At 61.9% G+C, this 13,928-nt stretch carries 14 protein-coding genes; 1 reads left to right on the forward strand and 13 read right to left on the reverse strand.

What is annotated here, in order from left to right; genetic code table 11:
* Nucleotides 1–7: 7 nt before the first annotated feature.
* Together ASE39_RS05540 and carA are read right to left on the reverse strand one after the other, a co-directional pair.
* Nucleotides 8–430, reverse strand: coding sequence for a hypothetical protein (locus ASE39_RS05540; RefSeq protein WP_010457868.1), 423 nt, complete (start codon nucleotides 428–430; stop codon nucleotides 8–10).
* A gap of 20 nt (nucleotides 431–450) precedes the next feature.
* Nucleotides 451–1,623 carry a glutamine-hydrolyzing carbamoyl-phosphate synthase small subunit gene (gene carA / locus ASE39_RS05545; protein ID WP_029412741.1) on the reverse strand — a complete coding sequence of 391 codons (1,173 nt, stop codon included), beginning with the start codon at nucleotides 1,621–1,623 and terminating at the stop codon, nucleotides 451–453.
* Nucleotides 1,624–1,914: 291 nt separating this feature from the next.
* Between carA and ASE39_RS05550 the strand changes: the two genes are divergently transcribed.
* Nucleotides 1,915–2,730: a hypothetical protein gene (locus tag ASE39_RS05550; protein ID WP_057270496.1), complete on the forward strand. Its 816-nt coding sequence runs from the start codon at nucleotides 1,915–1,917 to the stop codon at nucleotides 2,728–2,730.
* Nucleotides 2,731–2,789: 59 nt separating this feature from the next.
* On the opposite strand, the gene ASE39_RS05555 is transcribed toward ASE39_RS05550, so the two are convergent.
* The 11 genes from ASE39_RS05555 to ASE39_RS05605 are packed head-to-tail and all read right to left on the reverse strand — an operon-like array spanning nucleotide 2,790 to nucleotide 13,904.
* The gene (locus ASE39_RS05555) at nucleotides 2,790–3,563 is read right to left on the reverse strand and encodes an RNA methyltransferase (protein ID WP_057270497.1); all 774 of its coding nucleotides are present in this window, start codon (nucleotides 3,561–3,563) and stop codon (nucleotides 2,790–2,792) included.
* Between the two features lie 12 nt (nucleotides 3,564–3,575).
* Nucleotides 3,576–4,202 carry a ribonuclease HII gene (gene rnhB / locus ASE39_RS05560; protein ID WP_029412735.1) on the reverse strand — a complete coding sequence of 209 codons (627 nt, stop codon included), beginning with the start codon at nucleotides 4,200–4,202 and terminating at the stop codon, nucleotides 3,576–3,578.
* Nucleotides 4,168–5,331: a lipid-A-disaccharide synthase gene (gene lpxB / locus ASE39_RS05565; protein ID WP_057225738.1), complete on the reverse strand. Its 1,164-nt coding sequence runs from the start codon at nucleotides 5,329–5,331 to the stop codon at nucleotides 4,168–4,170. The genes rnhB and lpxB overlap by 35 nt, the downstream gene beginning before the upstream one ends.
* Before the next feature lie 10 nt (nucleotides 5,332–5,341).
* The gene (gene lpxA, locus ASE39_RS05570) at nucleotides 5,342–6,130 is read right to left on the reverse strand and encodes an acyl-ACP--UDP-N-acetylglucosamine O-acyltransferase (RefSeq protein ID WP_057270498.1); all 789 of its coding nucleotides are present in this window, start codon (nucleotides 6,128–6,130) and stop codon (nucleotides 5,342–5,344) included.
* Nucleotides 6,131–6,151: 21 nt separating this feature from the next.
* Entirely contained in the window at nucleotides 6,152–6,592 is a 441-nt protein-coding gene (gene fabZ / locus ASE39_RS05575) for a 3-hydroxyacyl-ACP dehydratase FabZ (RefSeq protein WP_010457855.1), read from the reverse strand.
* A 16-nt stretch (nucleotides 6,593–6,608) separates the two neighbouring features.
* Nucleotides 6,609–7,592 carry a UDP-3-O-(3-hydroxymyristoyl)glucosamine N-acyltransferase gene (gene lpxD / locus ASE39_RS05580; protein ID WP_010457853.1) on the reverse strand — a complete coding sequence of 328 codons (984 nt, stop codon included), beginning with the start codon at nucleotides 7,590–7,592 and terminating at the stop codon, nucleotides 6,609–6,611.
* A 24-nt stretch (nucleotides 7,593–7,616) separates the two neighbouring features.
* The gene (locus tag ASE39_RS05585; RefSeq protein WP_057270499.1) at nucleotides 7,617–8,138 is read right to left on the reverse strand and encodes an OmpH family outer membrane protein; all 522 of its coding nucleotides are present in this window, start codon (nucleotides 8,136–8,138) and stop codon (nucleotides 7,617–7,619) included.
* Nucleotides 8,138–10,435 carry an outer membrane protein assembly factor BamA gene (gene bamA / locus ASE39_RS05590; protein ID WP_010457849.1) on the reverse strand — a complete coding sequence of 766 codons (2,298 nt, stop codon included), beginning with the start codon at nucleotides 10,433–10,435 and terminating at the stop codon, nucleotides 8,138–8,140. The genes ASE39_RS05585 and bamA overlap by 1 nt, the downstream gene beginning before the upstream one ends.
* Nucleotides 10,436–10,480: 45 nt before the next feature.
* Nucleotides 10,481–11,845, reverse strand: a complete 1,365-nt coding sequence (gene rseP, locus ASE39_RS05595) for an RIP metalloprotease RseP (RefSeq protein WP_057270500.1) — start codon at nucleotides 11,843–11,845, stop codon at nucleotides 10,481–10,483.
* A gap of 26 nt (nucleotides 11,846–11,871) precedes the next feature.
* A complete protein-coding gene (gene ispC, locus ASE39_RS05600; RefSeq protein WP_029412730.1) occupies nucleotides 11,872–13,050 on the reverse strand; it encodes a 1-deoxy-D-xylulose-5-phosphate reductoisomerase in 1,179 nt (392 codons plus the stop codon).
* The gene (locus ASE39_RS05605; protein WP_057270501.1) at nucleotides 13,050–13,904 is read right to left on the reverse strand and encodes a phosphatidate cytidylyltransferase; all 855 of its coding nucleotides are present in this window, start codon (nucleotides 13,902–13,904) and stop codon (nucleotides 13,050–13,052) included. The genes ispC and ASE39_RS05605 overlap by 1 nt, the downstream gene beginning before the upstream one ends.
* Nucleotides 13,905–13,928: the final 24 nt, after the last annotated feature.

The following is a 13,928-nucleotide window of genomic DNA, read 5'->3' on the forward strand; positions in this document are numbered from 1 at the left end:
GCGTCGATCAGTCGATCGTGGGTTCGGCTGCCTGGGGGCTGGAGGTAGGGGCAGAGGCTGCGGCGTCTGCGGGCAAACGCCGCTGGGTCAACTTGGCAAGCAGCGCCTGTACCCGTTCGGGAGGAAGGTTCTTCTGCATCAGTTGCAGCAGGCCGTCGCCCTGAATCAGCGGGCGCAAGACCTCTTCTTCCGCGTCATAAAACGTCACTTCCCACTCCTGCAGCAGTTCTGCAAAGGCGGCATCGTCCTGGGTCTTGCCCTTGGCCACGAGCGTGACGAGAGGCATCGCCTTGTTCTCGATAAACGCTTTTTTGTAGGGCTTTTGCGCCCAGCGCTCGGTGAACCACTCACGGTGGGGCGATGGCAGGGTCAGGACACGCTTGTGGATCGCCTTTTCCAGCGATGCGAGAGGGAAACTGAAGAGTTTCATGGCGCTGTTTCCTCACGTGCTCAACCGGCTTTCGCCGCGCGCATGGCGTCGGTGAAGCGGTCGAAGAGATAAGCAATGTCGTGCGGCCCGGGGGAAGCTTCAGGATGCCCCTGGAAGCAAAATGCCGGCTTGTCCTTGTGGACCAGCCCTTGCAACGTGCCGTCAAACAGGCTGACGTGCGTGGCGCGCAGATTGGCAGGAAGCGATTCCATTTCCACCGCAAAACCGTGGTTCTGGCTCGTGATGCTCACGCGGCCGGTGTCCAGGTCCTTCACCGGGTGGTTGGCACCATGGTGGCTGTGCGTCATCTTGAAGGTCTTGGCGCCTGCGGCCAGGGCCATGATCTGGTGACCCAGGCAGATGCCGAACGTGGGCATGCCACTGTCCACGATGGTGCGGGTCGCTGCGATCGCGTAGTCGCAAGGCTCCGGATCGCCAGGGCCATTGGACAGGAAAACGCCATCGGGCTTGAGTGCCAGCACGTCGGCGGCAGGCGTCTTCGCGGGTACCACGGTGACCTTGCAGCCGCGCTCTGCCAACATGCGCAGAATGTTTTTCTTCACACCAAAGTCATAAGCCACCACGTGGAACTGCGGCGCTGCCAGCTCGCCGTAGCCAGAGCCCAGCTTCCATTCGGTCTGCGTCCACTCATAACGCGATGCCGTGGTCACCACCTGGGCCAGGTCCAGCCCGGCCATGTTGGGGGCCGCCTTGGCCATGGCAATGGCTTCGTCGATGAGCGCCTGCGTGACGGCCTGGCCAGCGGCAAGGCCGATGATGGCGCCGTTTTGAGCACCCTTGCTGCGCAGCAGGCGCGTCAGCTTGCGGGTATCGATGTTGGCGATGGCAACGGTCTTCTCGCGCACCAGGTACTGCGAGAGCGTTTCTGTGGAGCGGAAGTTGCTGGCCAGCAGGGGCAGGTCTTTGATGATCAGGCCTGCAGCATGGACCTTGTCGGCTTCGATATCCTCCACATTGACGCCATAGTTGCCGATGTGCGGATACGTGAGGGTCACGATCTGCTGGCAGTAGCTCGGGTCGGTGAGGATTTCCTGGTAGCCGGTGATGGCGGTGTTGAACACCACTTCGCCGACGGTGGTGCTGGTGGCACCAATCGAATTGCCGATAAAGACCGTGCCGTCTGCGAGCGCCAGGATGGCGGGCGGGAAATTTCCCTGTAGAGACAAAAGCACTGGGTTCTCCGGATGGTTACGGTCGCCCGGCGCCTGCAGGCCGCTTGCAAAGGATATTTGCAATCGAGTGCCAGCGGCTGCTCTCAGATGGGTTGTTGCTTTGGGTGCGGTCGGGCGACGCTGTTGCGAGAAAAGCTCCCGATTATACCCTTCAGGGGGCAATCAACGGCAAATGCATGTCTTGCATAACCTTGTTACGTAAGCAAGTGTTCCAGGCATTTCAGGGAACAACAGCCGCCCTAGACTTCGGCCGGTTTCCATCCCTCACACCCACACCAAAGGCTGCCTCCGATGCGCGTTTTTCTCCGCCCCCTCGCCCTGTCCCTGGCCAGCCTCTGTGCCGCCATGGCAGCCCATGCCCAGGAATTGGCCAAATACCCCCAGGTCTTCGTGGCCCCCCAGGGGGTTGAAGTCGTGCTGGCACCCACCGCAGACGGGAAACAGGCCCTGGTGCGCGTGAGCGGCATCAACGACCCCATCGACCAGGTTGTGTTTCTGAGCCAACTGGAGCAGCAGGGCTCGGCGCGCGAGGTGTACGCCACCACGCTCGACGGCCGCAGCTACGGCCTGCTGCAAAAGCAGAGCCAAGCCTATCGCAATGGTGAACACTATGTGGTGTACCTGCCCGGCAAACGCGATGGCGTGCCCCTGGCCTTCAGCGAAGAAAAGAGCAAGGCCTTCAAGCTGGCCGACCTGCAGGCCAGCTACAAGAGCCAGCAAAAACAGGGACTGCAGGAAAAGCTGGCCCGCTTTGACCGCAGCAAGCGCCTCGCGGGCGTGCAGGCCGAACTGGCCAAGGCCGACCAGGATGCCACCGCAGCATGCGGTACCTCAGTGAAAACCAACGTTGACTGGGCCACGATTGACGACGAGAAACTCCAGACACTGAGCATCGGCAGCTTCTGCGGCGTGGTGGCATCAGAGCTGGAATCCATGTGCCGCAACACCCCCGCCTTCAAAAGCACGGCGTCCGGCGTGGGCTTGGTGCAATGCAAATTCGCACCGCAACTGAAGATCCGCGTGGAGAACCAGCAAGTGCTGTTCAGCACCGAGAAAGATGCCGCCAACCAGGGTGAATTCGTGCGCCAATTCCTGCGCAATCTCTAAAAAGGCAAAGGACAGCAGGCAAATCCAGCCTGCTGTAGGCAGCCCCAAAAGACGGGGTTTCAGCGCCCAGCGCCGCTCGCATGCAGGCAAATCGCTGCAGCGGCCGCCACATTCAGCGACTCCTCGCCGCCAGGCTGCGCGATGCGGATGTGCATCGCGGCCCGCTCCTCCAGGGCTGGGGAAACGCCCTGCCCTTCGTGGCCCAAAACCCAAGCGCAAGGCCAGGGCAAGGCGGCACGGTGCAGCCAGTCTCCGGCGTGCGAGCTGGTCACCAGCATAGGTACCTCCAGCGATTGGAGTTCGCCGTGCTCCACGCCTTCGATCAGGTCCAATGCGAAATGCGCGCCCATGCCTGCGCGCAACACCTTGGCGGACCACAACGCGGCGCTGCCCTTGATGGCGACCACTTGGCGGAATCCAAATGCCGATGCACTGCGCAGGATGGAGCCCACATTGCCGGCGTCCTGCACGCGGTCCAGCACGACGGTCGCCGCACCCGGGCGCAAGGCGGCAGGCGACGGCAGATCAATGATGAAACCCATGCGCGCCGGTGATTCCAGGCCACTGATGTCGGCAAACAGCGAGTCGGCAATTACTACTATTTTCATAGCAGCCTGCGCCCACTCCACTTGCGCCAGGGGCCAAAAAGACTCAGAAAACACCGCAATCGATGCACGCTGTCCCCGTTCCACGGCCGCGCGACACAGGTGATCCCCCTCCAGCCAGACCCGGCCCTGCTTGCGGTAGGCCGTGGTGTCCTGCGCAAGACGGCGCAGGTCTTTCACGAACGTGTTATCCCGTGAATGGATGGTAGTGATGGAGGAAGATGTCATGGGTGGGCAGGTTCAGCCGCGCAGGTTCTGCGCCACGGGTGCAAAGGAACGCCGGTGGTGAACGCAGGCCCCATGCTCTCGCAGGGCCGCCATGTGCACGGCCGTGCCATAGCCTTTGTGGCCGGCAAATCCGTATTGGGGAAATTCTTCATGCACTTGCACGCACCAGCGGTCGCGGTGCACCTTGGCCAGGATGGATGCGGCCGAGATGGCTGGCACCAGCGCATCGCCCTTGACGATGGCCTCGGCCTGGATGCCCAGCGTAGGCAGCCGATTGCCATCGACAAGCACCATGACGGGCTTCAGGCGCAGCCCCATCACGGCCCTCCGCATGGCCAGCATGGTGGCCTGCAGGATGTTGAGCTGGTCGATCTCCTCCACGCTGGCCTCGGCAATGCTGCAGCACAGCGCCTTGGCGCGGATTTCGTCATAGAGCCTCTCGCGCCGGGCCGGCGTGAGTTTCTTGGAGTCTGCAAGACCGGCAATCGGGTTCAGGTCATCCAGGATGACAGCGGCAGCCACCACGGGCCCCGCCAGCGGGCCACGGCCCGCTTCATCCACTCCGGCCACAAGACCTTCCGGGTGCCATGGCAGGCAGGCCTGTTCAGGCAGCGGGATGGAGGATTTTCTGGATCGCATCGGCTGCCAGTTGGGGAGTGTTGCGTAACAGGCTTTCATGCAGCACGGTAAACCGCTGCTCCAGGGCCGTGATTTTCTCAGGATGGTGCTGGCGCGCATCCAGCCATTGCAGCGTTGCCGCACAAAGCGCCTGGGGTGTCGCAGCATCCTGAATCAGCTCGGGCACCACGAATTCACCACACAGGATGTTGGGCAGCCCCACCCAGGGCTGCAATTGTTTGCGCCGCATGAGCCACCAGCTCAGCGGGTGCATGTGGTAACCGATGACCATGGGACGCTTGAACAGGGCAGCCTCCAGCGTGGCGGTACCGCTGGCGATCAGCGTGGTGTCGCAAGCTGCGAGCACGGCGTGGGACTGCCCGGATACGACTTGAACCGCACCACCCAATCCAGCGGCCTGCGCTGCCTGCACGATGCGGTCGCGCAGCGCTGGAACGGCTGGCACTATCAATTTAATAGCTGGGCGCGCTTGAAGAATAAGCGCTGCAGCCTCAAAAAATGGCCGAGTGATGTAGGCGATCTCCGAGGAGCGGCTGCCCGGCAAAATGGCCAGCACTTCATCTGAATCCTGCAGTCCGAGCTGGGCACGGGCGGCAGCGCGGTCCGGCACCATGGGAATCACACCGGCAAGAGGATGCCCTACATAGGTCGCAGCAATGCCATGGCGCGCCAACAATTCAGGCTCGAACGGAAAGATGCACAGCACATGGTCGGCGCTGCGGCGTATCTTCTCGACACGGTCCGCGCGCCAGGCCCAGATCGACGGGCACACGAAATGCACGGTCTTGATGCCCGCCGCGCGCAAGTCGGCCTCCAGTCCCAGGTTGAAATCAGGAGCATCCACGCCGATGAACACATCTGGACGATCCTTGAGGAGCCGCTGGCGCAACTGCTTGCGAATGCCAAGAAGCTCGCGCAACCGGCGCAACACTTCCATGCTGTAGCCATGCACAGCCAGCTTCTCGCTGGGCCACCAGGCAGCGAATCCGCGGCGCTGCATCTGGGGGCCACCAATGCCGCAGGACTGCAGGCCCGGCCAATGGGCCTGCATGCCGTCGATCAGCAGGCCTGCGAGCAGGTCACCCGATGTTTCGCCCGCCACCATGGCGATGCGGGGAGGCGTCTTCACGGTGATCGCCTCAACGCACGATGCCGCGCGTGGCGTCGGCCAGGAACCGCTCCATCATCGCCACATCGCCCCCGGCATCGGGGGCGGTTTGATCCAGCTCGCCAATGGCGGCACGTGCGGCCTCCAGTGTGAGGCCCTGGCGATAGATCAGCTTGTGCATCTGCTTGACAGCACCAATGCGCTCGGGCGAGAAGCCACGGCGGCGCAGCCCCACCACGTTGTAGCCCCGCACGGCCAGCGGGTTGCCATCCACCAGCATGAAAGGGGGCACGTCCTGTGTCACTGCACTGGCAAAGCCCACCATGGCATGGGCTCCGACCTTGACGAACTGGTGGATGCCGGTGAGCCCTCCCACCGTCACCCAATCGCCCAGGTGCACATGGCCCGCCAGCGTGGTGTTGTTGGCCAGCGTGGTGTTGTTGCCCACATGGCAATCGTGGGCGATGTGGGTGTAAGCCATGATCCAGTTGTCGTCTCCCACCGTGGTGACGCCGCCAGCCTGGGGCACACCCAAATTCAGGGTGCAGAACTCGCGGATGGTGTTGCGGTTGCCGATGACCAGTTTGGTGGGTTCACCTGCGTATTTCTTGTCCTGCGGGATGGCACCGATCGAGTTGAACTGAAAGATGCGGTTGTCGGCACCAATCGTGGTGCGCCCTTCGATCACACAATGTGCGCCGACCGTCGTGCCCGCACCGATGGACACATGCGCGCCAATGACCGCATACGGCCCGACCGTGACCGTGGGGTCCAGGTTGGCGCCGTCCGCAACGATGGCTGTGGGATGGATATTGCTCACGATCCAACGGGTCTGGGCCGATCAACCCACGCTGCGCATGGTGCACATGAGTTCGGCCTCGCAAGCCACTTCCTCGCCCACGCTGGCCACGCCTTTGAATTTCCAGATGCCACCACGGACACGGTCAATCGTGATGGACAGGATCAGTTGATCCCCCGGCTCCACAGGGCGCTTGAAGCGTGCGCCATCAATGCCCACGAAGTAGTAGATATTGTTCTCATCGGGCACTTTGCCCATCGCATCAAACGCCAGCAAGCCTGCTGCCTGGGCCAGCGCTTCCAGGATCAACACGCCAGGCATCACAGGGCGGCCAGGGAAATGGCCCATGAAATAGGGCTCATTGAACGTCACGTTCTTGATGGCCTTGATGCGGGTGTTGCTCTCAAGCTCGATCACTTTGTCCACCAGCAGGAACGGGTAGCGGTGGGGCAGTTGCTTGAGAATTGCGTGAATATCCATCATCGAGTTGTTCTTCCGTTCATGCTGCTTTGAGGGCCTGCTCCAGCGCCTTGATGCGCTCTCGCAAGCTGTGCAGTTGTTTGAGTGTTGCAGCGTTTTTTTCCCAGCGTGCATTGTCGTCGATGGGAAACATGCCCGTGTATTGCCCAGGCCGGGTCAGCGAGCGTGTGACCACCGTGGCTGCCGAGATATGCACGTTGTCTGCCAGCTCCAGGTGGCCCAGCACAATGGCCCCGCCACCCACCGTGCAGTGCGCGCCAATGGTCGCACTGCCAGCCACACCCACACATCCAGCCATGGCCGAGTGTTTTCCGACGCGTACGTTGTGGCCGATCTGGATCAGGTTGTCGAGCTTGACGCCATCTTCGATGACGGTGTCCTGCAGTGCGCCCCGGTCGATGCAGGTGTTGGCACCGATCTCGACATGGTCACCAATGCGGACGGCTCCGAGCTGTTCGATCTTGACCCATTGCCCATGATCGGGCGCAAAGCCAAAGCCATCCGCCCCGATCACGACACCGGCATGCACGATGCAGTGCGCGCCGATATGGCAATCCTCGCCCAAGGTCACACGCGATTTGAGCACTGTCCCTGCGCCCACGTGCGCGCCACGTTCCACCACACACAGCGGTCCAATGGTCGCAGTGGGATGCACCTGTGCCGTGGGATCGACCACCGCGCTGGCGTGCACACCGGCTTGGCGCGCGGGCGCATTGCGCTGCCGCCACAATTGGGTAGCTCGCGCAAAGTACACGTAGGGGTTGTCCACGACGATGCTGGCACCACGCGCCACCGCCACATCACGCATGGCAGGCGCCACAATGACACAGGCCGCCCGGGAGGCGGCCAGTTGCTGTTGGTAGCGGGGGTTGCTCAGGAAACTGAGATCTCCCGGCCCGGCAACCTCCAGGGGCGCAATGCGGGAGATGACGACATCCTTTGCCGCACCTCCTTCCAGCGAGCCACCGAGCGCATCAACTATGTGCCCAAGAAGCAAGCTCACGCGCCACCTGTCCAGTGCTGTGGCTTACTTGCCTGCAGCGGCATTCAGCGCCTTGATCACCTTGTCGGTGATGTCATGCTTGGGGTTGATGTAGACCGCCTCTTGCAGGATCACGTCGTACTTCTCGGCTTCAGCCACTTGTTTGACCACCTTGTTCGCACGTTCGAGGACCTGGGACAGTTCCTCGTTCTTGCGGGCGCTCAGGTCTTCCTGGAACTCGCGGCGCTTGCGCTGGAATTCGCGGTCCTGATCCACCAGCTGGCGCTGGCGGGTGGTGCGCTGGCTTTCAGCCATCGTCGGCGCTTCACGCTCGAACTTCTCAGTAGCGGTCTTCAGGGTATTGCCCATGTCCACCAGTTCTTTCTCGCGGCGGGAGAACTCCTGCTCCAGCTTGGCCTGTGCAGCCTTGGCCGTGCTGGCCTCACGGAAGATGCGGTCTGTATTGACAAAACCGGCTCTGAACGACTCTTGCGCTTGCGCAGAGGCTGCCACGGCCAGGGAGCCAAGCAGCAGGGCCAAAGAGATATGGCGAGAAATGGATTTCATTAGAAAGACGTTCCAATCTGGAATTGCAGTTTCTGGATTCTATCGCCAGCGAACTTACGCACCGGTTGCGCAAAGGCGAGACGCAAAGGACCGAGCGGAGAAATCCAGCTCAAGCCCAGCCCCACGGAGGAACGCATGTCACTGAAGGTAACTTTTTCGTTTTCTCCGTACACATTACCCACGTCAAAGAATGTGAATACGCGCAGTGTCCGATCGTTCCCTGCGCCTGGGAACGGAGCGATCAGCTCCGCGTTCAGTGTCACCTTCTTCGGCCCCCCCAAGGAGGCACCCGTTACGTCGCGCGGGCCCAAGGTCCCTTGATCGAAGCCACGCACCGAACCCAGCCCCCCCGAATAGAAGTTCTTGAACACCGGGAATGGCCTGCCATTCATGCCTTTGCCGATCCCCACCTCGCCATTGAAGGCGACGGTAAAGCGCTTGTTCAGAGGCACGTACTGCTGGTATTGGTAGTTGGCCCGCACATAACGCGCGTCTCCGGCCACCGACCATTCGGAGTTGAGGCGCTGATAGCGGCCGGAATTGGGTGCCAGGGCACTGTCGCGATCATCCCGCGACCAGCCGATCGTCAGGGGAATGGATGTGCTGCTGTAGCCAAACTGATCCGCGTAGGCCAGGTAGGTCGCGGGAATGTTTGTGCCGGCCTTGATCTTTGTCTGCTCCAGGCCTCCACCAAAAAACACGGTATCGGTCTCACTGAACGGCACCCCGAATCGCACCGATGTTCCGGTGGTCACCAGCTCATAGTTGCCACCCTGGTCTTCATAAGGCTTGTCCGTGCGGTAGTACACATCCAGCGTCCGCGAAATCCCGTCCGGCGTGAAATACGGATTGGTGGTGCTGAACACCAGCGTACGGCGGTATTTGCTGGTATTGACATCAATGCCCAGGTAATTGCCGGAACCAAAAATATTCTCTTGCTTGATACCGAATGACAGCGAGACCTTGTCGGCACTGGAAAAGCCCACGCCCATCTGCAACGAGCCCGTGGGTTTTTCGGCCACATTGATCACCAGGTCCACCTGGTCGGGAGAGCCCGGAACCTCCTGGGTCTCCACATTGACCTCGGTGAAGTAGCCCAGGCGGTCCACGCGGTCGCGCGACAGGCGGATCTTCTCTCCGTCATACCACGAGGCCTCGTACTGGCGGAACTCCCGGCGGATCACTTCGTCGCGCGTGCGGTTGTTGCCGCTGACGTTGATGCGGCGCACATAGGCTCGGCGCGACGGCTCCACCTGCAAGACAAAGGCAACGCGGTTGTTTTCGCGATCAATCTCAGGCACGGCTTCTACCCGCGCGAATGCAAAACCAAACCGCGAGAAATACTCCGAAAAAGCCTTGGTTGTTTCAGTGACCTGGTCGGCGTTGTAAGGCTCGCCCGCGCGAATCGTGACCAGGGATTTGAACTCGTCTTCCCGGTCCAGGTAGTTGCCTTCCAGCTTCACGCCGGAGACTACATAACGCTCGCCTTCCGTGACATTGACGGTGATGGAAATGTCCTGCTTGTCCGGCGAGATGGCGACCTGGGTGGAATCGACACGAAACTCCAGATAACCGCGCTGCAGGTAGTAGGAGCGCAGGGTCTCCAGGTCGGCGTTGAGTTTTGCGCGTGAATAGCGATCGGACTTCGTGTACCAGCTGAGCCAGCCGCCAGTGTCCTGATCGAACAAGCCTTTGAGGGTGGACTCACTGAAGGCCTTGTTGCCAACGATGCGCACATCCTTGATGCGGGCGGGATCACCCTCGACCACGGTGAAGGTCAGATTGACACGATTGCGTTCAATCGGGGTCACCGTCGTGACGACCTCGGCACCATACAGGCTCTTGTTGATGTATTGGCGCTTGAGCTCTTGTTCGGCCCGGTCGGTCAGCGCCTTGTCGTAAGGACGGCCTTCGGTCAATCCGACATCGCGCATGGCCTTCTTGAGCGCATCCTTGTCAAACTCACGGGTCCCGGCGAAATCCACATCAGCCACCGTGGGTCGCTCTTCCACCACGACCACCAGCACATTTCCAGCCGCCTCCAGGCGCACGTCCTTGAACAGCCCCAGACCGAAAAGTGAGCGGATGGCCGCAGCGCCTTTTTCGTCGTTGTAGTCGTCACCCACCCGCAGTGGCATCGAGGCAAACACGGTGCCTGGCTCCACACGCTGCAGGCCCTCGACGCGAATATCTTGCACCTTGAAAGGCTCCAGAGCCCATGCCGCGTTGGCGACAAAAATCATGGCTGCAACGGCCGATGCGGTACGCACGCCCAGGCGATTGATGTGTTTTTTCATGAATGAAGCTGGCGCCGCAGTTGCATGGCAAGCGCGGCAAAAGTGTTAGCCAAAGAGCCGGGTGATATCGTTGAACAGGGCAATGGACATCATGAGAAGCAAGACTGCAACACCTCCGCGCTGCAGGCGCTCCATCCATGCGTCTGACACCCCCCTGCCCGTGACACCCTCCCAAAGATAATACATCAGGTGCCCTCCGTCCAAGACGGGGAGCGGCAGCAGGTTGAGCACGCCCAGGCTCACGCTGATCAGGGCGAGGAATACGAGGTACTGCGTCAGCCCCAGGCTGGCCGAACGTCCGGCATAGTCTGCGATGGTCAAGGGGCCACTGAGGTTCTTGAGGGATGCCTCGCCGATCAGCATGCGCCCCATCATCCGAAGCGTGAGGATGGACACGTCCCACGTCTTGACCACGCCAGCCCAAGCCCCCTCGAACAGACCGTATTCGACCATCACGAATTCGGGGGGTGCTCCGACATAGGCGCCGATGCGCCCGACTATCGCACCCAGCTCCGCTTTGGCCTCAGGCAAGACCTCCACGGTCAGCACCTGTCCCGATCGATCAACGCGCCAGGACTGGACCAGCGGCTCATTGCCCCGCACGGAATGGCGGATCAACTCGCGCAACTGCTGCCCATCCACCACATCGCTGGCACCGATCTTGAGGACCACATCCCCCTGGCGCAATCCGGCTCGGGCAGCAGCGCCATCAGGCATGACCTCCCCGAGCACGGGGCGCGTCCACGGACCAAGGATTCCTATTTTTCGAAAAAGCTGGGCATCCGCCTCGCGGCTGTCGATCTTCGACATGTCCAGCAGGATTTCCCGGTGCACGGCACCCGACTGCGGCTGCACGTCCAAGCGAACGGCCAGACCCTCGAGGGCCCCGCGCGTGAGCAACCAGCGCAGGTCTTCGAAAGACCGCACGGGTTCCATGTCGTCCGAACCCAGCGCGGCCTGCGCCACCAATTCACCGCCGCGCAAGCCCGCACTCTGCGCGACGGAGCCAGCGACCGGACTGGCGAGAACCGCCTTCGGCTCCTCAACGCCATTCCAGTTGACGATCGAATACAGCAGTACAGCCAGCAGCAGGTTCGCCACAGGACCTGCTGCCACAATGGCCGCGCGGGACCGCAAAGGCTGGGTGTTGAAGGCCAGATGCCGCTCTTCGGGCGCCACAGGCGCCTCCCGCTCGTCCAGCATGCGCACATAACCACCCAGCGGAAACGCGCCCAGCACGAACTCCGTGGGCGAGCCTTTGGGCTGCCAGTGCAGCAGCGGTTTGCCAAAGCCCACCGAAAAACGCAGCACCTTCACTCCGCATGCCACTGCCACCCGGTAGTGGCCGTATTCGTGCACGGCAATCAGAAGGCCCAGGGCCACGATGAAGGCAACGATGGTAAGGAGCATGTACGGGTCCGTGGTGCTGTGAGAACTCAGGCAGCCAGGCGGCCTGCGGCGTGCTCGGCAGCATTGCGGGCCTGGGCATCCAGGTCCAGCAGGGCTTCGAGCGAATCGGGCTTGGAGGGCAAAACCGCATCCAAAGTTGCAAGATTCACGGCATGAATATGGTCAAAACGCAGACGACCGGACAAAAATGCCCCGACGGCCACCTCGTTCGCGGCATTCAATACGGCGGTTGTCCCTTCGGCCGCCCTCAGCGCCTGCCAGGACAGGTGCAAACCCGGAAATCGATGGGCATCGGCGTCTTCGAACGCCAGCGCAGTCATGGCCGAAAAATCCAGCTTGCTCGCGCCGCTCGCGATGCGCTCTGGCCAGGCCAGGCCGCAAGCAATTGGAACCCGCATGTCGGGCGTTCCCAGCTGCGCCAGGATGGACGCATCCTTGAACTGCACCATGGAATGGATGATCTGCTGCGGGTGGATCACCACCTTGATCTGGTCTGGAAGCAGATCGAACAGCCAGCGCGCCTCGATCACTTCGAGCGCCTTGTTCATCATCGTGGCCGAATCCACCGAGATCTTGCGGCCCATCGAAAAATTGGGATGCGCACAGGCCTGGGCCGGCGTGATCTGTGACAGCGTCGCCGGATCACGCTGGCGAAAGGGCCCCCCCGAAGCGGTCAAAAGGATGCAGTCGATCCGGTCGGCCCAGGTCGCTGGATCTTCTGGCAGGCATTGGAAAATTGCGGAGTGCTCGCTGTCGATGGGCAGCAGCGTCGCCCCACCGTCACGCACCGTCTGCATGAACAGCCCACCACCGACGACCAGGGCTTCCTTGTTTGCCAGCAGCAGCCGCTTGCCCGCGCGCGCCGCAGCCAGACAGGGCGCCAGGCCGGCCGCACCCACGATGGCCGCCATCACGGCATCCACATCAGCGTGCGACGCTATCATTTCAAGAGCATCTTGCGCTTGAAGGACTTGCGTTGGAAGGCTATTTGCCGCTAACTTTTCAGAAAGAAGCGCCGCATGGGGAGCACTCGCCATCACTGCATAACGGGGGTGGAATTGCGCGCACTGCGCAAGCATCAGATCCACCTGCGTTGCAGCACTGAGCGCAAACACCTCAAAGCGCTCAGGATGGCGGGCCACCACGTCCAGCGTGCTGGTACCAATGGAACCGGTGGAACCCAGGACAGTCAGTCGTTGTTTCATCATTGTGTGGTCAGACTCGTGAGCATCATCGCCAGGGGCAGCGTCGGCAACAAGGCATCCACCCGATCCAGCACCCCGCCGTGCCCGGGCAGCAGGCCGCTGCTGTCCTTGACACCGGCGCTGCGCTTGATGAGCGACTCGACCAGGTCACCCGACACACTCATGGCCACCATGAACAGCGCCGCGATCACCAGCAGCCACCAGCCCTGTTGTGCCATGCGGCTGTAGAAGCTGGGCACGGTCGCCTGCCAGTGGGCATCGGCCGCCACCCAGAGGAAGGCCATGACCATCACGCCCGCCAAACCGCCCCACACGCCCTCCCAGCTCTTGCCAGGGCTGATGGAGGGGGCCAGTTTGCCTTTGGTGAAGCGCAGGCCAAAAGCCCGGCCTGCAAAGTAGGCAAAGATGTCGGCGACCCACACCAGGAGCAGCACCGACAGCAAGAAGTTGATGCCAACATTGCGCGCTTGCACGACTGCCAGCCACGCAAGCCACAGGGCCAGGACCCCAGCCACCAACCGCACCGCCGCAGGAATCCGGGGCCAACCGGGCACGCCAGCCTTGAGCAACCAGGCAGTCGCCAGCACCCAGAGCCCCCCACCGACGACCCAGAGAGCGGTCAACGGACGGTTCACCCAGCCCAGGGCCCACGATCCAGCGCACAAAGCGACACAGGCGCCCCCCACAGCCAGGGAGCCTGCCTGTCCAAACCCGCTCAAGCGGCCCCATTCCCATGCACCGGCCGCCATGAGTACCAGCACAACTACGGTGAAGGGCACGGTGGATGGGTAGAAAAGCGCCGGCAACAAAATGGCCAGCAGGACAAGGGCTGTAATGACGCGCTGCTTGAGCATGGGGCCTTTCAGAACCTGTGCAGG

It is taken from the genome of Acidovorax sp. Root267, assembly GCF_001429215.1.
GTDB lineage: Bacteria > Pseudomonadota > Gammaproteobacteria > Burkholderiales > Burkholderiaceae_C > Acidovorax > Acidovorax radicis.

What these genes read in the sequence shown, in the direction of transcription:
- bamA (WP_010457849.1), bottom strand. Translation starts at nt 10,435, where the DNA reads ATGAAAAAACACATCAATCGCCTGGGCGTGCGTACCGCATCGGCCGTT.
- fabZ (WP_010457855.1), bottom strand. Translation starts at nt 6,592, where the DNA reads ATGATGGATATTCACGCAATTCTCAAGCAACTGCCCCACCGCTACCCG.
- ispC (WP_029412730.1), bottom strand. Translation starts at nt 13,050, where the DNA reads ATGAAACAACGACTGACTGTCCTGGGTTCCACCGGTTCCATTGGTACC.
- ASE39_RS05585 (WP_057270499.1), bottom strand. Translation starts at nt 8,138, where the DNA reads ATGAAATCCATTTCTCGCCATATCTCTTTGGCCCTGCTGCTTGGCTCC.
- ASE39_RS05605 (WP_057270501.1), bottom strand. Translation starts at nt 13,904, where the DNA reads ATGCTCAAGCAGCGCGTCATTACAGCCCTTGTCCTGCTGGCCATTTTG.
- rnhB (WP_029412735.1), bottom strand. Translation starts at nt 4,202, where the DNA reads ATGCGATCCAGAAAATCCTCCATCCCGCTGCCTGAACAGGCCTGCCTG.
- rseP (WP_057270500.1), bottom strand. Translation starts at nt 11,845, where the DNA reads ATGCTCCTTACCATCGTTGCCTTCATCGTGGCCCTGGGCCTTCTGATT.
- ASE39_RS05555 (WP_057270497.1), bottom strand. Translation starts at nt 3,563, where the DNA reads ATGACATCTTCCTCCATCACTACCATCCATTCACGGGATAACACGTTC.
- ASE39_RS05540 (WP_010457868.1), bottom strand. Translation starts at nt 430, where the DNA reads ATGAAACTCTTCAGTTTCCCTCTCGCATCGCTGGAAAAGGCGATCCAC.
- ASE39_RS05550 (WP_057270496.1), top strand. Translation starts at nt 1,915, where the DNA reads ATGCGCGTTTTTCTCCGCCCCCTCGCCCTGTCCCTGGCCAGCCTCTGT.